General features: G+C 72.1%; 18 protein-coding genes. 7 read left to right on the top strand and 11 right to left on the bottom strand.

All coding sequences use genetic code 11. The annotated features are described in order from the left end of the window. Nucleotides 1-33 precede the first annotated feature (33 nt). The gene (locus OG746_RS07640) at nucleotides 34-750 is read right to left on the bottom strand and encodes a VOC family protein (protein ID WP_266712766.1); all 717 of its coding nucleotides are present in this window, start codon (nucleotides 748-750) and stop codon (nucleotides 34-36) included. Nucleotides 751-913: 163 nt separating this feature from the next. On the opposite strand from OG746_RS07640, the gene OG746_RS07635 reads away from it, so the two are divergent. After that, the gene (locus tag OG746_RS07635) at nucleotides 914-1,561 is read left to right on the top strand and encodes a TetR family transcriptional regulator (RefSeq protein ID WP_266712764.1); all 648 of its coding nucleotides are present in this window, start codon (nucleotides 914-916) and stop codon (nucleotides 1,559-1,561) included. 79 nt (nucleotides 1,562-1,640) lie between these two features. On the opposite strand, the gene OG746_RS07630 is transcribed toward OG746_RS07635, so the two are convergent. Beyond that, a complete protein-coding gene (locus OG746_RS07630) occupies nucleotides 1,641-2,117 on the bottom strand; it encodes a nitroreductase family deazaflavin-dependent oxidoreductase (RefSeq protein WP_266712762.1) in 477 nt (158 codons plus the stop codon). After that, nucleotides 2,117-3,316: an acyl-CoA dehydrogenase family protein gene (locus OG746_RS07625; RefSeq protein WP_266712760.1), complete on the bottom strand. Its 1,200-nt coding sequence runs from the start codon at nucleotides 3,314-3,316 to the stop codon at nucleotides 2,117-2,119. The genes OG746_RS07630 and OG746_RS07625 overlap by 1 nt, the downstream gene beginning before the upstream one ends. A 118-nt stretch (nucleotides 3,317-3,434) precedes the next feature. On the opposite strand from OG746_RS07625, the gene OG746_RS07620 reads away from it, so the two are divergent. Next, nucleotides 3,435-4,604 carry a thiolase C-terminal domain-containing protein gene (locus OG746_RS07620; RefSeq protein WP_266712758.1) on the top strand — a complete coding sequence of 390 codons (1,170 nt, stop codon included), beginning with the start codon at nucleotides 3,435-3,437 and terminating at the stop codon, nucleotides 4,602-4,604. A 77-nt stretch (nucleotides 4,605-4,681) separates the two neighbouring features. After that, nucleotides 4,682-5,353, top strand: coding sequence for a pyridoxine/pyridoxamine 5'-phosphate oxidase (locus tag OG746_RS07615; RefSeq protein ID WP_266712756.1), 672 nt, complete (start codon nucleotides 4,682-4,684; stop codon nucleotides 5,351-5,353). A gap of 172 nt (nucleotides 5,354-5,525) precedes the next feature. On the opposite strand, the gene OG746_RS07610 is transcribed toward OG746_RS07615, so the two are convergent. The 3 genes from OG746_RS07610 to OG746_RS07600 form a co-directional block, all read right to left on the bottom strand. Further along, complete coding sequence (locus OG746_RS07610; RefSeq protein ID WP_266712754.1) at nucleotides 5,526-6,428, bottom strand: GNAT family N-acetyltransferase; 903 nt, start codon at nucleotides 6,426-6,428, stop codon at nucleotides 5,526-5,528. Nucleotides 6,429-6,562: 134 nt separating this feature from the next. Continuing rightward, on the bottom strand, nucleotides 6,563-7,000 hold the full coding sequence (locus tag OG746_RS07605; protein WP_266712752.1) for a Zn-ribbon domain-containing OB-fold protein: 438 nt from the start codon (nucleotides 6,998-7,000) through the stop codon (nucleotides 6,563-6,565). Further along, the gene (locus tag OG746_RS07600) at nucleotides 6,997-7,449 is read right to left on the bottom strand and encodes a DoxX family membrane protein (protein WP_266718772.1); all 453 of its coding nucleotides are present in this window, start codon (nucleotides 7,447-7,449) and stop codon (nucleotides 6,997-6,999) included. Before OG746_RS07600 ends, OG746_RS07605 begins: the two co-directional genes overlap by 4 nt. Before the next feature lie 198 nt (nucleotides 7,450-7,647). On the opposite strand from OG746_RS07600, the gene OG746_RS07595 reads away from it, so the two are divergent. The 3 genes from OG746_RS07595 (at nucleotide 7,648) to OG746_RS07585 (ending at nucleotide 12,218) form a co-directional block, all read left to right on the top strand. Next, nucleotides 7,648-8,820, top strand: coding sequence for a flavin-containing monooxygenase (locus tag OG746_RS07595; RefSeq protein ID WP_266712750.1), 1,173 nt, complete (start codon nucleotides 7,648-7,650; stop codon nucleotides 8,818-8,820). 259 nt (nucleotides 8,821-9,079) lie between these two features. Further along, complete coding sequence (locus tag OG746_RS07590) at nucleotides 9,080-11,302, top strand: acetate--CoA ligase family protein (RefSeq protein ID WP_266712748.1); 2,223 nt, start codon at nucleotides 9,080-9,082, stop codon at nucleotides 11,300-11,302. 133 nt (nucleotides 11,303-11,435) lie between these two features. Continuing rightward, nucleotides 11,436-12,218: an enoyl-CoA hydratase/isomerase family protein gene (locus OG746_RS07585; RefSeq protein WP_524540458.1), complete on the top strand. Its 783-nt coding sequence runs from the start codon at nucleotides 11,436-11,438 to the stop codon at nucleotides 12,216-12,218. Nucleotides 12,219-12,327: 109 nt separating this feature from the next. Here OG746_RS07585 and OG746_RS07580 read toward each other — a convergent pair whose 3' ends face one another. Then, a complete protein-coding gene (locus OG746_RS07580; protein WP_266712744.1) occupies nucleotides 12,328-13,365 on the bottom strand; it encodes a GlxA family transcriptional regulator in 1,038 nt (345 codons plus the stop codon). A 19-nt stretch (nucleotides 13,366-13,384) separates the two neighbouring features. On the opposite strand from OG746_RS07580, the gene OG746_RS07575 reads away from it, so the two are divergent. After that, nucleotides 13,385-14,764 (top strand): MFS transporter, encoded by a 1,380-nt coding sequence (locus tag OG746_RS07575; protein WP_266712742.1) that lies wholly within the window; start codon nucleotides 13,385-13,387, stop codon nucleotides 14,762-14,764. Here OG746_RS07575 and OG746_RS07570 read toward each other — a convergent pair. The 4 genes from OG746_RS07570 to OG746_RS07555 form a co-directional block, all read right to left on the bottom strand. Next, nucleotides 14,753-15,349: a flavin reductase family protein gene (locus tag OG746_RS07570; protein WP_266712740.1), complete on the bottom strand. Its 597-nt coding sequence runs from the start codon at nucleotides 15,347-15,349 to the stop codon at nucleotides 14,753-14,755. The genes OG746_RS07575 and OG746_RS07570 overlap by 12 nt on opposite strands. Nucleotides 15,350-15,486: 137 nt before the next feature. Continuing rightward, a complete protein-coding gene (locus OG746_RS07565) occupies nucleotides 15,487-16,536 on the bottom strand; it encodes a Zn-dependent alcohol dehydrogenase (RefSeq protein WP_266712738.1) in 1,050 nt (349 codons plus the stop codon). Next, on the bottom strand, nucleotides 16,533-17,720 hold the full coding sequence (locus OG746_RS07560; RefSeq protein WP_266712736.1) for an acyl-CoA dehydrogenase family protein: 1,188 nt from the start codon (nucleotides 17,718-17,720) through the stop codon (nucleotides 16,533-16,535). The genes OG746_RS07565 and OG746_RS07560 overlap by 4 nt, the downstream gene beginning before the upstream one ends. A gap of 15 nt (nucleotides 17,721-17,735) precedes the next feature. After that, nucleotides 17,736-18,650, bottom strand: coding sequence for an SDR family oxidoreductase (locus OG746_RS07555; protein ID WP_266712734.1), 915 nt, complete (start codon nucleotides 18,648-18,650; stop codon nucleotides 17,736-17,738). Nucleotides 18,651-18,746: the final 96 nt, after the last annotated feature.

The following is an 18,746-nucleotide window of genomic DNA, read 5'->3' as shown; positions in this document are numbered from 1 at the left end:
CGGGGCCCAGGACCCGTCGTCGAACGACAGGCCCTACTCCTGCTCGCACACCGCGAACACCGCCCCTTGATCATCCTCGATCACGGCGGCACGTCCGTACGCCGTGGGGTGCGGGCCCACCCGCACCCGCCCGCCGAGGCGGACCGCGGCCGCCGCCGTGGCACCGGCGTCGGCGCAGCCGAAGTGCAGCAGGAACCGGCCGAGCCCCTCGGGGACGACCTTACGGCGCACCGCCGCCCCGAAGGCCTCCTCTCCGAATACGGCTCCGAAGAAGGAATCACTCAGCGCGGCATCCGGCGTGAGCAGCTCGACGCCGCAGAACGCCCCGGCCCCGCCCATCCGCTCGAAACCCCGGTGGCTCCCCGCCTGCCGCAGCACGAACGCCGCCCCCTCCGGGCCCCGCGCGAGCGCCACGGTCGCCTCCGTCCCGCCGGACAGCGGCCCCGCCTCGATGTGCCCGCCCGCCGCGAAGACCCGTTCGGCGGCGGCGTACGCGTCGCGCACGGCCAGGTGCATGCGCCACTGGACACCCAGATTCGCCGGGGCGAGGGCGGCGACGGCACGGTCCTCGCTGTAGGCCGCCGTGTAGTAGTCGCGCTCGGCGCCCGCGCCCTCGTCGAAGGTCCAGCCGAAGAGATCGCCGTAGAACCGCTTGCCCGCCTCGACGTCCGCGAGCCGGGCGTCGGCCCAGCACGGGGCCCCTTCGGGAAATTCGGGGAGGGCGGGCCGATCGCGGCGGGCGGGACGCATGGGCGTCACGCTAACCAGGCCGAACGGGCCGCCGTGATTGAAATTCGAACGTTTGGCCAATTCCAGTCGCTCACGGCGCGTCATTTGACCGGAGGTCATGACGGCCAACCCCATTTGCAGTCGGCCAGATCGCGCTCCGATCACCCCTCGGTAAGCTGACGGCATGACAGGACAAGTACGGACCGTCGACGGCCGCGTGGCCGGCCGACGCGGTCAGGCAACACGTCAGAAGCTGCTCGACTGCCTCGGCGAGATGCTCAGCTCCTCGCCCTACCGGGACGTCAAAGTCATTGATGTCGCGCGAAAGGCGGGCACTTCGCCCGCGACCTTCTACCAGTATTTCCCGGACGTCGAGGGCGCCGTCCTGGAGATCGCCGAGCAAATGGCCACCGTGGGTGCGGGGTTGACCGAACTGGTCGCGGACCGCTCCTGGGTCGGCAAGGCCGGCTGGGCCACGGCGCAGGAACTCGTCGACGGGTTCCTGGAGTTCTGGCGCAAGAACGACGCGATCCTGCGGGTCGTCGACCTCGGTGCGGCCGAGGGTGACAAGCGTTTCTACAAGCTCCGCATGAAGATCCTGAACTCGGTGAACAACTCCCTCGCGGACGCCGTCAAGGACCTTCAGGACAAGGGCAAGGTCGACAAGGACGTGAGCCCGGCCGCGGTCGCCGGTTCACTGGTCGCGATGCTCGCGGCGGTCGCCTCGCACCAGAAGGGCTTCCAGTCCTGGGGCGTCAAGCAGGCCGAACTCAAGCCGAACCTCGCGATGTTGGTGCACCTGGGCGTGACCGGAAAGAAGCCCGCCAAGTAACTCTTCCTGGTCCTGTCGTGCAGCGGCGGTTCGCGTGGTGCAACGTGAGCCGCCGCTGTTGCAGTTCGCGGCCGGTCGCTCAGCGGCGTTCCAGGCGGAACAGCCGGATCTCCCGCTCCACCCGCCGCTGGTACGCGGCGTAGGGCGGCCAGAACTTCAGCGCCGCCGCCCATGCCTCCTCCCGCTCGCGGCCGTCCAGGAGCCGGGCCGTCACCGGGACGTCCGCCCCGCGCCAGTTGATCTCGGCGTCCGGATGCGCGAGCAGATTCGCGGTCCAGGCGGGATGACCGGGCCGCCCGAAGTTCGACCCGATCAGCAGCCAGGTCCCCCGCTCCTCCTCGGGCATGCACGCGAGTGGAGTACGCCGCTCGATCCCGCTCTTCGCGCCCCGCACGCTGAGGATCACGCCCGGCAGCATCTGCGCGCTGAGCAGCACCTTTCCGCGTGTGAGCCGGTGCACGGTGCGGTCGAGAGCGGGGATGACGTGCGGCGCGAGGCGGCCGAACGTCCGCGTCGACGACACCTTCTGCACCAGCTTGATGCCCGGCGGCGCCATCAGACCGCCACCTCCAGACCGGGACCCGGTGCGAACAGCTCGGCGGCCTGCGCGGCACGGTCGCGCAGCAGGTGCACGGGCCCGAACAGCAGCTCGTCGCCGGCGGCCCGCTTCAGATACAGATGCGCGTCGTGCTCCCAGGTGAACCCGATGCCGCCGTGCAGCTGCACGGCCTCCCCCGCCCCGGTCCGCAGCGCCTCGAGCGCCTGGGCGAGCGCGAGGCCGCCGACCCGTGCCTCGTCGGCGGTACTCGCAGCCCACGCCGCGTAGTACGCGGCGGAGCGCGCCGCCTGGACCTGTACATACACATCGGCGAGCCGGTGCTTCACGGCCTGGAAGGAGCCGACGGGCCTGCCGAACTGTTCCCGCTCCTTGACGTACTCGACGGTCCGCTCCAGCGCCCGGTCCGCGGCGCCCACGGCCTCGGCGGCGAGCAGGGTGGCGGCGGTGTCCCCGACGGCGGCGAGCGCCCCGGTCACATCACCGTCCTCCTCGCCGAGCAACTCGGCCTCGACGTTGCGAAGTTCGATGCGCGCCTGCGGCCGCGTCTCGTCCATGGCCGTCTGGCGTACGCGTACGAGCCCGGGGGCGTCCTCGCGTACGAGGAACAGGAGCGTGCGGGAGCGGGCGAAGCCTCCGGTGTGCGCGGCGACGAGCAGCAGCCCGGCGCTGTGGCCGTCGAGCACCTGCTCGGCCTGCCCGTAGAGGCGCCATCCGTTCTCCTGCCGGGCGGCCTGCACGCCGCCGGCCCGGCCGCCGCCCGCCCAGTCCCCAGCGTTGTCGGCGACGAGCCCGAGGGCGGTGGCGAGGCCCGTGCCGGGCACGGCGAGCGTGGCGGTCAGGGTGCCTTCGGCGATCTTCGGCAGCAGCGCGGAGCGCTGGGCCTCCGTACCGAGGGCGGAGACGAGCGGGGCGGCGAGCCCGCCGCCTGCGAGCAGCGGCGTGGGAGCGAGAACGCGCCCCAACTCCTCCGCCGCGAGCGCGAGTTCCACGATGGATCCGCCCACACCCCCGCACTCCTCCGGCAGCGCGAGCCCCGGTAGTCCGAGCTCCGCGCTGAGGGTGCCCCACAGAGCGAGGTCATGGCCGGCGGGGGTGCGGGTGGCGGCCTTGACGTCGTCCGGGGTGCAGCGCTTGGTGGCGAGTTCGCGCAGGGTACGGCGGATCTCTTGCTGTTCCTCGGTGAACCTGGCGTCCATGTGGGCCCCTTTCTGACGGGGCGTCATGTTAGGACGCCGACCGCCGGATGCCCAGAGCTACGCGCACTCCTCCACACCCCACTGCTCCGCACCCCGTATCTGATGTACCGTCAGATTCATGACTGAGACCGGAAGCAAGGTCGCCATCACGGGCATAGCCCTCTCCGACTGCGGCCGCGTCGACGAAGCCACTCCCTACGCCCTGCACGCCCAGGCCGCCCGCCGGGCGCTCGCCGACGCGGGGCTCACCCCCGACGTCGTCGACGGCTTCGCGAGCGCGGGCCTCGGCACCCTCGCACCGGTCGAGGTCGCCGAGTACCTGGGGCTCAAACCCCGCTGGGTCGACTCCACTTCGGTCGGCGGCTCCACCTGGGAGGTCATGGCGGCGCACGCGGCCGACGCGATCCGGGCGGGCCACGCACGCGCCGTCCTCCTCGTCTACGGCTCCACGGCCCGCGCCGACATCAAGGCGAAGCGCCGCACCTCGAACCTGTCGTTCGGTGCGCGCGGCCCATTGCAATTCGAGGTCCCGTACGGCCACTCACTCATCGCCAAGTACGCGATGGCGGCCCGCCGCCACATGCACGAATACGGCACGACCCTCGATCAGCTCGCCCAGGTCGCGGTCCAGGCCCGCGCGAACGCGTCCCGCAATCCGGACGCCATGTTCCGCGACCCGATCACGGTCGACGAGGTGCTCGACGGGCCGATGATCGCCGACCCGTTCACCAAACTGCACTGCTGCATCCGCTCGGACGGCGGCGCGGCGGTGCTGCTGGTGGCCGAGGACCTGGTGCGCGACTGCGCGAAACCGCCGGTGTGGGTGCTGGGTTCGGGCGAGCACGTCTCGCACACCACCATGTCCGAGTGGGACGACTTCACGGTCTCCCCCGCGGCGGTCAGCGGCCGCCTGGCCTTCGAGCGGGCCGGGGTGACCCCGGCCGAGATCGACATCGCGGAGATCTACGACGCCTTCACGTACATGACGCTCGTGACCCTGGAGGACCTCGGCTTCTGCGCCAAGGGAGAGGGAGGCGCGTTCGTCGAGAAGGGCCGCCTCCTGCACGACGGCGAGCTCCCGACGAACACGGACGGCGGCGGCCTCTCCGCCCAGCACCCCGGCATGCGCGGCCTCTTCCTCCTGGTGGAGGCGGCGCGCCAACTGCGCGGCGAGGCGGGCGGCCATCAGGTGCGGCGGGCGGACGGTTCGCTGCCGCAGCTGGCCGTGGCGTCGGGGACGGGCGGCTGGTTCTGCTCGGCGGGGACGGTGGTGTTGGGGCGGGGCTGAGAGGGGATGACCCGCGGGAAGGGCGCCGACCCGAGCCACCGGCACGCGAGAACCGGTCCATGGAACGATCGGGGACCATGGAACCGGAACCCGCACCCGATCTCGACGCCCTGCTGCGTTCCCTGCGCGTATGGGACACCGAGCTGCCCGCCTTCGACCCGCGGGACGCGCCCGCCGCACCCCTCCCCCTGTTCACGGAGTGGTTCGCCGCGGCCGTGGCGGCGGGCCAGCCCGAGCCGCACACCCCCTCGCTCGCGACAACGGACACCGAGGGCCGCGCCGATGTCCGTACGGTGATGCTGCACGGCGCGGACGAGGCGCACGGCTGGCACTTCGCCTCGCACGCGGGCAGCGCGAAGGGCCGCCAGCTCGCCGCGCACCCGTACGCGGCGCTCGGCTTCTACTGGCCGGCACAGGGCCGCCAGATCCGGGTCCGCGGCCCCGTCCGCACGGCGCCGCCCGAGACCGCCCACGCCGATCTGCACGCCCGCTCGACCGGTGCGCTCGCCTCGGCCCTCGTCGGCCACCAGAGCGAACCGCTCGGCTCCTACGAGGAGTTGGAGCGCGCCTCGGACGCGGCGTGGGAACGCGCGCAGCGCGAACCGGACGCTGCCGCCCCCTCCTGGACGGTCTACGAGCTGGCCCCGGACGAGGTCGAGTTCTTCCAGGGCGACGCCCGCCGCCGCCACGTACGCCTCAGGTACCTGCGCACGGCGGAGGGCTGGACCAAGGAGCTGCTGTGGCCGTGAGGGGTCGGGCCGACCGGGTCCGTCAGGGCGTCGGCCGTACCCCGCGGCTCCTCTCGGCCGTGCACCTCGGCCCGCCGGCCGTGCCCCTTAGCTCGTCGGCCGGGCACGTCGGCTCGCCCGGCCGTGCCCGTCAGCGCGTCGGCCGTACCCCGCGCCTCCCCGGCCGCGCCCCTCAGCGCCTGAACTCCCACACCGCGAACTCCCGGACCGGCCGGTAGCCGAGGCGTTGGTAGAGGGCGTTGCTCGTCGGGTTGGAGAGGTCCGTGAAGAGCAGTACCTCTTCGGCGCCCTCGGCCCGCGCGGCCCGGCTGACCTCGGCGGTGACGGCGGCCGCGTACCCCCGGCCGCGCAGCGCGGGCGGCGTGTAGACGGGGGCGACCCGGACGGTGCCCAGCGATCCGAGGGTGAGGCCCGCCATCGAGACAGGGTCGCCGCCGTCCTCCCAGAGGGTGACGCCGCCGTAGGCGATGCGCTCGTCGGCCCAGGCCTCGGCCTGCTCCCGCGACGCGGCGTCGCGCGGGTGCGCCTCCGTCTCGAAGGCCATGTGCCAGTCCACGAGGAGGTCCCGGTCGGTCCCGCCCGCGATCCGCGCCCCGCCCTCGGGCAGGCTCTTCGGTGGCGTGAGCTCGCCGAGCCGGAACAGCCGCTGCCGCATCACGCGCTCGGCCCGCGCGCCGGGATGCCGTTCGCGCCAGGCCCCGGCGAGGGCGGCGGTCGACTCCAGCGCACCGTTCGCACCGTCGAGCGGGAGTTCGGCAAGGGCGTCGACCAGGGCGCCCGCCGCCGCCTCGCGGCCCGCCTCCTCGCGGCCCGCGTCCTCGCCGGGCAGCGCCACGTACAGGAAGTGCGGCGGCGTCCAGAAGAAGTAGCCGTCCGCCTTGCCGCCGGGGCCCGTCCACACCCCGAAGCGCGCGCCGTCACGCGCCCAGCCGGACGCCCGCATGCGCGCGGTGACGCTGAGCGCCACCGTGTGCAGGGCCGGGTCGGAGGCCAGCAACTCCCCGGCCTGTTGGTCGAATTCATCGAGGGCCGACGTCAGCAGCCACTCGCCGGTGCGTGCCCGTGAGGTCGTCATCCGGCCATGATGACCACGCCCGCAGCCACACAGCCACCGGATTACGGCACAGGCCACCGCACGACCGCGCAGTCACGGCACGCGCCACCACAGGCCCACCCGGTCACGGCACGCGCCACCACAGACCCACCCGGCTACACCGCAGGCCTGAACACCGGTACCGCGAAGCCCTCCCCGCCCTCCCGGAAGTCGACCGTCAGGTCCATCCCCATCCGCAGGTCGGCCTCCGCGCAGTCCACGATCTCCGTCATCATCCGCGGCCCCTCGGCGAGGTCGACGACGGCGGCGGTGTACGGGGTGCGGCCCCCGAAGGGCGGCAGATCGTTGCGATGCACGACGGACCACGTATAGAGCGTGGCCCGGCCGCTCGCGTCCGCCCACCGCCCGTCCTCGCTCCAGCAGAACGGACAGAACTCGCGCGGATAGTGATGATCACGCCCGCAGCTCCCGCAGTGCCTGAGCAGCAGCCGCCCCCCGGCGGCCGCGTCCCAGTAGGGCTGCGTGAAGGCATCGGGCTCGGGAACATCGAAACGTACGTCGGCGCCGGCGGCACCGGCGGTGTCAGCACTCACGAGAACAGTCCGATCGCGTGGTCGAGGGACCAGGCCTGCCAGGACATGGCGAACAGCGCGACGAGCGAGATCAGGCCCATCATCGCGTTCTGCCCCTGCTCGGCCCAGTCATGGATCATGAGCGTGAAATACAACAGATTCAGCAGCAGCCCGCCGACCAGCGCGATCGGCGTCAGGAACCCGAGGATCAGGCCGACCCCCAGGGCGAGTTCGGCATACACCACGACGTACGCCATCGTCTTCGGCCGCGGTTTCACGACGACCTCGAAGCCGCTGCGCACGGCGTTCCACTTGTGCTTGCCGGCCACATCGGCGGCCCAGGCGATCCCCGTCCCGCGCTCGAACCAGCCCTTCTTGTCCTTGTGCCGCCAGCTCTCCAGCCACCACAGGCCGAGCCCGATGCGCAGCACGGCGAGCCACTCGGCGCCGCTGAGCCCTATCGCGTCCATGAAGTCCGGCCCCTCCTCCATTTTCTGACGGTACGTCAGTTCCTCGGGTAGGCCAGTTCAACCCATCCGGCACCGCCTCCGCAAGGGCCCCGCACGCAGCAACGGCCGGGCGGCCCCGATCGCGGCCCGTGATCAATTCGCAACCGGTTTCCGTCTTGACCGGTCCCGCTCAAACCGGCGCCGCAATACGCTCCGTACATGGCCGACTCCCCACACGCACCGGCACGCAGCCATGAACGCCCGCCCGTGTACGTCATCGGGGGCGGCCCCGGCGGACTCGCCGCGGCCGTCGGTCTCGAGGCGCACGGCGTCCGGGCCGTCGTCCTCGAGAAGTCCGACCGCGTCGGCACCTCCTGGCGCGGCCATTACGACCGCCTCCACCTGCACACCACGCGCCGCCTCTCCGGCCTCCCGGGCCTCCCGATGCCGCGCCGCTTCGGCCGCTGGGTCGCCCGCGACGACGTCGTGCGCTATCTGGAGAAGTACGCCGAGCACCACGACCTGGAAGTCGTCACCGGCGTCGAGGTCACCCGCATCGAGCGGGCCGCCGACGATTCGGGCTGGCTGCTGCGGGCCACCGGTGGCCGCGAGCTGACCTCGGCCGCCGTGGTCGTCGCCACCGGCTACAACCACACCCCGCACCTGCCCGACTGGCCCGGCGCCTCCACGTACACCGGGAAGCTGCTGCACGCGGGCGAGTACCGCAACCCGGACCCCTTCACCGGCCAGGACGTCCTCGTCGTCGGCGCGGGCAACACCGGCGCCGAGATCGCCGTCGACCTGATCGAGGGCGGCGCCGCGCGCGTCCGCATCGCCGTGCGCACCGCTCCGCACATCGTGCGCCGCTCCACGCTCGGCTGGGCCGCCCAGCGCACCGGCATCCTCTGCCGGCGCCTGCCGGTCGGCCTGGTCGACCGGCTCGCCGTGCCACTCGGCAAGCTGAGCGTCCCCGACCTGTCGGCGCGGGGCCTGCAACGCCCCGACACCGGCCTCTACTCGCGGGCACGCCAGGGCGCCATCCCGGTGCAGGACGTCGGCTTCATCGACGCCGTGCGGTCCGGGAAGGTCGAACCCGTCGCCGCCGTCACCTCCTTCGACGCGGACGCGGTGGTCCTCTCCGACGGCACCCGCGTCACCCCGGACACGGTGATCGCGGCCACCGGCTACCAGCAGGGCCTCCAGGACCTGGTGGGCCACCTGGACGTCCTGGACCCCGCCACCGGAAGACCCCGCACCCCCTCCCGGCGCACCCCCTCACCTCCCGGCCTCCACTTCACCGGCTATACGAACCCGATATCCGGCATGCTCCGCGAACTGGCCCTGGACGCCGGACGCATCGGCAAGGCAGTGGCCGCCCAACTCCCCTCCTGAGCCTCCCTTCCTGAGCCCCACGCCCCGCCGGGACACCGGCACGAGTACGCCCCTCAGAACATCCGCCCCAGCTTTTTGCGTGCAGCCCTGTTCCTGACGAAGCGTCAGTTAAGTAATCTGACAGAGCGTCAGTTATTGATTTCCAGTTGACCCTCGGAGGACTTCGAGGCACTGCACAGGCTGCACAAGCTGCGACTGCACAGGCTGCACAAGCCGCACAGGCAAGAGATGTCGCTGACACACAGGAGCGGGCGGACCGATGCTTGGATCGACGTATGGCACCCTGACCACCGACTCCCGCCGGGCCCGCGTGATCGCCTGCGGTGAGCAGCCCGGACCCGCCGTGCACGGGCGGGCCGGTACCGAAGAGCTGGACGTCAGCGGCCTCCCGCTGCACTCCGACGTACCGGACCTGGACCGGTTCTTCCGGCCCGAGTCCGTCGCCGTCGTCGGCGCGTCCGACGCCGAGGGACGGCCCAACACCGGCATCACCCGGCAGTTGATGGGCTGGGCGGAGCGGGTCGGCGCGCGCCTGTATCCGGTGCACCCCACCCGCGAGACGGTCTTCGGCCTCCCCTGCTCCTCCTCCGTCGCCGAGCTGCCCGAGCAGGTCGACCTCGCCGTGCTGCTCGTCGCAGATCCGCTGCCCGTCATCGAGCAACTCGCCGACACGAAGGTGAAGTTCGCCGTCGCCTTCGCGTCCGGGTTCGCCGAGACCGGTGGCGAGGGCGCCGCCGCGCAGGCCCGGCTCTCCGCCGCCGTGGAGCGGTCCGGGCTGCGGCTGCTCGGCCCGAACACCAACCTCAACGCCTTCGAGCGCTTCCGCGAGGACCTCGACGGGCCGGCCATCGCGCTGATCACCCAGTCCGGCCACCAGGGCCGCCCCGTCTTCTCCCTCCAAGAGCTCGGCATCCGGCTCTCCCACTGGGCGCCGACCGGCAACGAGGCCGACCTGGAGACCGCCGACTTCATCTCGTACTTCTCTCAACGCCCCGAGGTCGGCGCCATCGCCTGCTACGTGGAGGGCCTCAAGGACGGCCGCTCCTTCCTCCTCGCCGCCGACCGGGCCGCGCGCGAAGGGGTGCCGGTCGTCGCCGTGAAGGTCGGCCGGACGGAGACCGGCGCCCGCACCGCCGCATCGCACACCGGGAAGCTCACCGGCGCCGACACCGTCGTGGACGCCGCCATGCGGCAGTTCGGCGTCATCCGCGTCGACGGACTCGACGAACTCCAGGACACCTCCGCCCTGTTGGCCCGCGCGAAGCCGCCGCAGGCCGACGGCGTCGTCGTCTACTCGATCTCCGGCGGCACCGGCGCCCACTTCTCCGACCTGGCCACGGAAGCCGGCCTCCACCTCCCGACTCTCCCCCAGGAGAAGCAGAACGAACTGCACCAGTGGATACCCGACTACCTGAGCGTGGCGAACCCGGTCGACAACGGCGGCCACCCGGTCGGCGACTGGCGCGGCCGCAAGATCATCGACGCGATCCTGGCCGACCCGTCCGTGGGCGTCCTCATCTGCCCGATCACCGGCCCCTTCCCGCCCATGAGCGACAAACTGGCGCAGGACCTGGTGGACGCGGCCGAGCAGACGGACAAGCTGGTGTGCGTGGTGTGGGGCTCGCCCGTCGGTACGGAGGACGCCTACCGCACGACCCTCCTCGGCTCCTCCCGCGTGGCCACCTTCCGCACCTTCGCCAACTGCATCACCGCGGTCCGCGCCTACCTCGACCACCACCGCTTCACGGCCTCGTACGTCTCTCCCTTCGACGAGGCGCCGCGCACACCTTCGCCCTCCTTCCGCAAGGCACAGGCCCTGATGCGCCCCGGCCACCAGCTGAGCGAGCACGCGGCCAAGCAACTGCTGCGGGCGTACGGGATCCGGGTGCCGCGCGAGCAGCTGGTGACGAGCGCCGCGGCGGCGGTGCGGGCCGCCTCCCTCGTCGGTTACCCGGTTGTCATGAAGGCATCGGCGCCCCAGCTCGCCCACAAGTCCGAACTCGGCCTGGTCAAGGTCGGATTGACGTCCGCGAGCCAGGTACGGGACGCGTACCGCGAACTCACCGACATCGCCCGCTACGAGGGCATCGAGCTCGACGGCGTTCTCGTCTGCCAGATGGTCGAGCGGGGCGTGGAGATGGTCGTCGGCGTCACCCGCGACGACCTGTTCGGCCCCACCGTCACCGTCGGCCTCGGCGGCGTACTCGTAGAAGTGCTGCGGGACACCGCCGTCGCCGTGCCGCCCTTCGGCGAGAGCCAGGCGCGGGCCGTGCTCGACCAACTCCGCGGGCGGGCCCTGCTCGACGGGGTCAGGGGGGCGCCGCCCGTCGACATCGACGCGCTGGTCGAGGTGATCCTGCGCGTGCAGCGGATGGCGCTCGAACTCGGCGACGACCTCGCCGAGCTGGACATCAACCCGCTGATGGTGCTGCCACGCGGCCAGGGCGCGGTCGCCCTCGACGCCCTCGCCGTGTGCCGCTGAACCGGCCGCCGCCCCTCCACCGCCGACAAGACGGAGCTCCCCCATGACCCAGCCCTCCCCCGCAGAACCCGCCCAACCAACGCAACCCGCACAACCAACACAAGCCACGCAACCCGAAAAGTCCTTGGACTCATTGATACTGCACGCCACTGACAACGGCGTCTCGTGGATCACCCTCAACCGCCCCGAGGCCATGAACGCCGTCACCTGGGACCAGCGGGAACGCGTCATCTCGCTGCTCGCCGAGGCCTCCGCGGACCCGGACGTACGGGCCGTCGTGATCACCGCGACGGGCAAGGGCTTCTGCGCCGGGGCCGACCTGCGGGGCGGGGGCGCGGACGCCGGGGAGCGGGTGACGGGCGACGTGGCCCGCATGATCCGCCTCGGCGCGCAGCGCCTGATCACCGCCGTCCAGGACTGCGAGAAGCCGGTGATCGCGGCGGTGAACGGCACGGCGGCGGGCATCGGGGCGCACCTCGCACTGGCCTGCGATCTGGTCCTGGCGGCCGAGTCGGCGCGGTTCATCGAGGTGTTCGTCCGCCGCGGCCTCGTCCCGGACGGGGGCGGCGCCTACCTCCTCCCCCGCCTGATCGGCCCGCAGCGCGCCAAGGAGCTGATGTTCTTCGGCGACGCGCTGCCCGCCGCCGACGCGGAGCGGCTCGGCCTGGTCAACCGGGTCGTACCGGACGGCGAGTTGCCGAAGGTGGCGAGGGAGTGGGCGGAACGCCTCGCGGCGGGCCCCACGCGTGCGCTCGCCATGACCAAGGCACTGGTCAACGCCTCCCTCGACTCGGACCGCTCCACGGCCCTCGCGGCGGAGGCCACGGCCCAGGAACTCAACATGGGCACGCACGACGCGAACGAGGGCGTCGCGAGCTTCGTGGAGCGCCGGCGGCCGGAGTTCAGGGGCCGCTGAGCGGCCCGTACCCCGCACTCCGCACTCCGCACTCCGCACTGTGACGTGAATCTTCGACAGATCCGAAGATTCACGTCACAGTCCACGTTCTGCGGGCCTCACGCGCCCCTCACGCCACACTCTCGCTCCCCACACTCCCCGCCCGGAACGTCCTCCGATACGCCGTCGGCGTCACCCCCAGCTGCGTATGCAGGTGTTGGCGCATGGACTGGGCCGTGCCGAAGCCCGAGCGGCGGGCCACCTCGTCGATGGAGAGGCCGGAGGTCTCCAGGAGGTGGCGGGCGCGTTCCACGCGCTGGCCGGTGAGCCACTGGCCGGGGCTGACGCCCACCTCCTCCCGGAAGCGGCGGGTGAAGGTGCGTACGGACAAAGATTCGCGGTCGGCCAGATCGCGCAGCTGGATGGGGTCGCCCAAGTGCTCCAGCGCCCACACGCGGGCGCGCGCGGTGGACGCCAACTGGGGCTCAGGGAGCGGGCGTTCGATGTACTGGGCCTGGCCGCCGTCCCGGTGCGGTGGTACGACGGTGCGGCGGGCCACGTCGTTGGCGACTGCGGCGCCGTGGTCGCGCCGTACGAGGTGCAGGCACAGGTCGATGCCCGCGGCGACGCCCGCCGACGAGAGCACGTCTCCGTCGTCGATGAACAGCACGTTGGGGTCGACCTTGATGTGCGGGAAGAGGCGCTGGAAGTGGTCGGCGTCCGCCCAGTGCGTGGTGGCGGGCCGGCCGTCGAGCAGGCCCGCCGCGGCGAGGACGTAGCTGCCGGTGCAGATCGAGACCATGCGGGTCCCGGGACGGATCCACGCCAGCGCCGCCTCCAACTCCGGTGTGAGACGGCCCTCTTCGTAGACGGGCCCCATCTCGTACGAGGCCGGGACGATGACCGTGTCCGCGGTGGCGAGGGCATCCGGGCCGTGCTCCACGTGGATCGCGTAGTCGGCGTCGGTCCGCACCCGCCCCGGCTCGCGGACCGCGCAGGTCACCACCTCGTACAGGCGCGCTCCCGTGGCGTCACGGGCGCGGCCGAAGATGCGCTGGGGGATGCCGAACTCGAAGGGGATGAGGCCGTCGAGCGCGAGCACCGCGATGCGGTGCGGGGTGTGCCGTCGGGTCCGTCGGGTACGTCCGGTGCCTCGCGTGGGTCCCATGGCCCGATCCTAGCGAATGATGGCATTCGGGCCACTCGTTCCGGGTGCGGGGATCGCCGAAGCTTTTCGGGTGACCGAGACGCAGACACCACCGAAGGCTCAGGACGGCGCCCGGCAGAGACGCCGCCGGCCCCACCGTGCCTGGGCCGTGGCCGCCGTGACCTTCGTGACCATCGTCGGCGCCGCCGCCTTCGCCTCCCTGCCCGGGCTGCTCATCGAGCCGCTGCACGATCCCGACACGGGGTTCGGCTGGTCGCGCGGCACCATCGGCTTCGCCGTGTCCGTGAACCTCGCGCTGTACGGGGTCACGGCCCCGTTCGCCGCCGCGCTCATGGACCGGTACGGGATACGGAAGGTGGTGGCGGTCGCGCTGACCGTCATCTCCGTCGGGTCGCTGCTCACCGTATGGATGACCGCTGCGTGGCAACTAGTCATGTACTGGGGCGTGTTGGTGGGGCTCGGGAGCGGGTCGATGGCGCTCGCCTTCGCCGCGACCGTCACCAACCGCTGGTTCGTCGCGCGGCGCGGGCTTGTCACCGGCGTGCTGACCGCGGCCGGGGCCTCCGGGCAGCTGGTCTTCCTGCCGCTGCTGTCCTGGATCGTCGACCGGCACGGCTGGCGGCCCGCCGCCGTGACCGTGGCGCTGTCGGCGCTCGCCGTGGTCCCACTGGTGTGGCTGCTGCTGCGCGACCACCCCGCCGACGCCGGTGTGGAGCCGTACGGAGCAAAGGAGTTCGTGCCGAAGCCCGCGCCCGTCCGGGGAGCGGGGAAGCGGGCCGTGTCCGTCCTCGTGAAGGCCGCCCGCACCGGGCCCTTCTGGCTGCTCGCCGGGACCTTCGCGATCTGCGGCGCCTCGACGAACGGCCTGGTCAAGACGCACTTCGTGCCCGCGGCCCACGACCACCACATGCCCATCACCACGGCCGCCTCGCTGCTCGCGGTCATCGGTGTCTTCGACGTCGTCGGGACGGTCGCCTCGGGCTGGTTCACCGACCGGATCGAGGCGCGCCGGCTGCTCGCCGTGTACTACGCGCTGCGCGGGATCTCGCTGCTGTTCCTGCCGATGCTGCTCGCGCCCGAGGTCAGGCCGCCGATGCTGTTCTTCATCGTCTTCTACGGTCTGGACTGGGTCGCCACGGTGCCGCCGACGATCGCGTTGTGCCGCGAGCACTACGGCGAGGACAGCGCGATCGTGTTCGGCTGGGTGCTCGCCTCGCACCAGGTGGGGGCCGCGGTCGTGGCCTTCCTGGGTGGAGTGGCGCGGGATGTCTTCGGCTCGTACGACGTGGTCTGGTACGCCTCGGGCGCGCTGTGCGCGGCGGCGGCGCTGATGTCGCTGATCATCCGGCGGGGCCGCGCGGACACCGCCCCAGCCACCGCCGACCCGTCAGCCGCGTAGCGCCGCGAAGGCCCCCCGGTGGAAGACCAGGGGTTCCGCGCCGCCGCCCTCTGAGCCCAGCGCCGCCACCCGCCCCACCACGATCAAGTGGTCCCCACCCGTGTGCACCGCATGAATCGCGCAGTCGATCCACGCGGCCGCGCCGTCGAGCCGCGGCGCGCCGGACACCGGCGCCTCGTCGTACGCGACACCGGCGAACTTGTCCGCCCCGCTGACCGCGAAGCCCCGGCACAACTCGCCCTGGTCCGCGCCCAGTACGTTCACGCAGAACGACCCCGCCCGGGCGATCCGCGGCCACGTCGTCGAGGTCCGCGCCACCATGAACGCGACCAGCGGCGGGTCGAGGGACAGGGACGCGAAGGACTGGCAGGCGAAGCCGGCGGGGCCCGCGTCCGGCTCGACCGCCGTCACCACGGTCACGCCGCTGGCGAACTCGCCCATGACACGCCGGAATTCGGCCGGATCGACGGGTGCGCGCTCGTCGTCACCGACGGCCCGGAGATCCGGGCGCGGCAGCGCCTCCACCGGTGACTCCGCAGTGGGAGCGCCGACCGACCTGAGGTAGCGGACGACGGTGGCCGCCATCCCTGCATGTCCCATCATCCTGCGTGTCCCATCATGAAATCCATTGAAGCTGACGGGGTGTCAGATTGGAAGGGGTGCGGCGCCCCGGGCCCGCCAAGGGGCGCGGCGCCCCCGGACCACCACACCCCGCCGCGGCGTCAGAAGGTCAGCACCCCGCGCGCCACCCTCCCCGCCTCCGCGTCCTCGACCGCCTTCCCGAAGTCCTCCACCGGGTACGTCCGTGTCACCAGCTCGTCGAGCAGCAGCCGGCCCTCCGCGTACAGATCCGCGTACAGCTTGATGTCGCGCTGCGGGCGCGAGGAGCCGTAGCGGCAGCCGAGGATCGACTTGTCGAGGAACAGTTCGGCGGGCACGAAACTCGCCTCCGCCTTCGCCGCCGGCATGCCGAGGATCACGGCCTGGCCGTGCCGGTCGAGGAGGTCGATCGCGGCGCGGATCAGCTCGACCCGGCCCACGCACTCGAAGACATGGTCGGCGCCGTCCGGCAGCAGCTCCCGCACCGCCCCCACGTCGGCGACGAAGTCGGTCGCGCCGAACTGCCGCGCCACCTCCTCCTTGTCGGGATTCGTGTCGACCGCGACGATCCGCAGCGCACCCGCGACACGGGCCCCCTGGAGGACGTTGAGGCCCACCCCACCCGTACCGATCACGACGACCGTGTCGCCGCGATCGACCCGCGCCCGGTTCAACACGGCTCCGACACCGGTCAACACCCCACAGCCGATCAGCGCGGCCGACGTCAGCGGGATCTCCTTCGGGATCTTCACCGCCTGGACGGCCTTCACCACGGTCCGCTCGGCGAACGCCGAGTTCGAGGCGAACTGGAAGAGCTTCTTGCCGCCCCGCTCGAACGGTTTCTGCGGCATGCCGATCGCCTTGCGGCACATCGTCGGCCGGCCCCGGTCGCACTCCGCGCAGGCCCCGCAGTTGGCGAGCGTGGACAGCGACACATGGTCACCGGGCACCACATGGCTCACGCCCGCGCCCACCGCCTCCACCACGCCCGCGCCCTCGTGCCCGAGGACCACCGGGCGCGGGAACGGGATCGTCCCGTCGATCACCGACAGGTCGCTGTGGCACAGCCCCGCGGCGGCGACGCCGACGAGCACCTCCCCCGGTCCCGGATCCCGTATCTCCAAGTCGTCTACTACGACGGCCTGTTGGCCGTCGAACACAACACCCCTCACGTGGCCTCCCTGGGCAGGCCGAGCACGCGCTCGGCGATGATGGTGCGCTGGATCTCGTCCGAGCCGCCGTAGATGGTGTCGGCGCGGGTGAAGAGGAACAGCCGTTGCTGTTCGTCGAGTTCGTAGGGTGCGTCGGGTGTCCAGTCCGTGGGGCCGACGGACGCCGCCGCGCCCCGCACCCGCAGGGCCAGTTCCCCGAGCCGCTGGTGCCAGCCGCCCCACAGCAGCTTGGCGACGCTCGGCGCACCGGCGTCGGGCGCGCCGCCGAGGGTGCGCAGCGCGTTCCACCGCATGGTCCGCAGCTCGGCCCACAGGCGTACGAGCTGGGCGCGGACGAGCGGGTCACGGTCCGCCCCGGACTCGACGGCGGCCGCCACGACCGCCCGCAGCTCCTCGGCGAATCCGACCTGCTGGGCCAGCGTCGACACGCCGCGCTCGAAGGCGAGCAGCCCCATGGCGACCTTCCACCCGTCGCCCTCACCGCCGACGACCTCCTCGGCGACGGCGCCGTCGAAGAACACCTCGTTGAACTCGCTCGTCCCGGTGAGCTGCCGGATCGGCCGTACGTCGATGTGCTCCGGCTGGTCCATGGGGACGAGGAGGAAGGAGATGCCCTTGTGGCGGCGCGCGTCCGGGTCGGTGCGGGCGAGGACGAAGCACCAGTCGGCCTCGTGCGCGAGCGACGTCCACACCTTCTGGCCGGTCACCCGCCAGCGGCCGTCGCTCCCCCGGCTCGCCGACGTACGCAGCGACGCCAGGTCGGAGCCCGCCCCCGGCTCGCTGTAGCCCTGGCACCAGAGGCCCTCGCCGCGGGCGATGCCGGGCAGGAAGCGGCGCTGCTGCTCCTCGGTGCCGTACGCGAGCAGGGTGGGGGCCAGGAGGTTCTCGCCGATGTGGCCGTAGCGGCCCGGCGCCCGTACGCGCGCGTACTCCTCCGCCCAGACGACCTGCTGGGTCAGCGTGGCGACACGGTTGCCGAAGCCCTCCCGGCCCCAACCGATGCCGATCCAGCCGCCCGTGCCCAACTCCTGTTCCCAGGCCCGCCGTTCGGCGCCACCCTCGTGCTCACTGCCCGGGCCGCCGCGCCCCACGGCGGCCGTGAACCGCTCGTCCAGATGTTTCTCGAGCCACTCCCGGACCTCGCCCCTGAAGGCCTCGTCCGTCTTGTCGAACCCGAACTCCACGCCCCGCCACCCCCGTTACTGGTTGGGTCGTTCCTTGGCGGCCGCCGCCCGGGCCATCTCCTGCAGCTGTTCAAGGAGCGGCATGGGGTCGGTGCCGACCGTCCCCGGCAGAAAGTCCGCGATCTTCTCCGGCGTCCAGGACCCGCCCTCCGCGTACCCGGCGCGCAGCTCGCGCGGCTGCGCCCACACGGCGATCTTCGGCCCGGCCACCGTGTACACCTGCCCGGTGATCTTCTCCTCGCGGGCCCGCTCGCTGAGCAGATAGACGACGAACGCCGCGACGTCCTCCGGCTCCCCGATCTCCTTCAGCGTCATCGGCACGTTCGCCGACATCCGCGTACGGGCCACGGGCGCGACGGCATTCGCGGTCACGCCGTACTTGTTGAGCCCGAGCGCCGCGCTCCGTACGAGGGAGATGATGCCGCCCTTGGCCGAGGCGTAGTTGGCCTGCGCCACGGAGCCCTGATGGTTGCCGCTGGTGAAGCCGATGAGCGTGCCGGTCTTCTGCTTGCGCATGACGGCGGACGCGGCACGGAAGACGGTGAAGGTGCCCTTGAGGTGGGTCTGGACGACCGGGTCCCACTCCTCCTCGGCCATGTTGAACAGCATCCGCTCGCGCAGGATCCCGGCGACGCACACCACTCCGTCGATCCGCCCGTACTCGTTCACGGCCGTGTCCACGATGCGCTGACCACCGGCCATCGTCGACACGTCGTCGGCCACGGCCACGGCGCTGCCGCCCGCCGCCTCGATCTCCTTGACGACGCCCAGCGCCACGTCCGACGTGGGCTCGCCGCCCTCTATGGACACCCCGTAGTCGTTGACGACGACCTTGGCGCCCTCGGCGGCGCACGCGAGCGCCACCGCCCTGCCGATGCCTCGCCCCGCTCCCGTGACGGCGACGACCTTGCCTGCCAAGAAGTTCCCCATGCCCGGCCCCTTCCCGCGGTTTCTGACGACCCGTTAGATTTCAACTCCGGTCGGATTCTACGACCCGTCAGATACCGGAACACAAGACCCGGGAGG

It is taken from the genome of Streptomyces sp. NBC_01016, assembly GCF_026341035.1.
In the GTDB taxonomy this organism is placed as follows: domain Bacteria; phylum Actinomycetota; class Actinomycetes; order Streptomycetales; family Streptomycetaceae; genus Streptomyces.
Note: the sequence above shows the minus strand (reverse complement) of the source record. Positions and strands in the feature narration are given on the sequence as shown.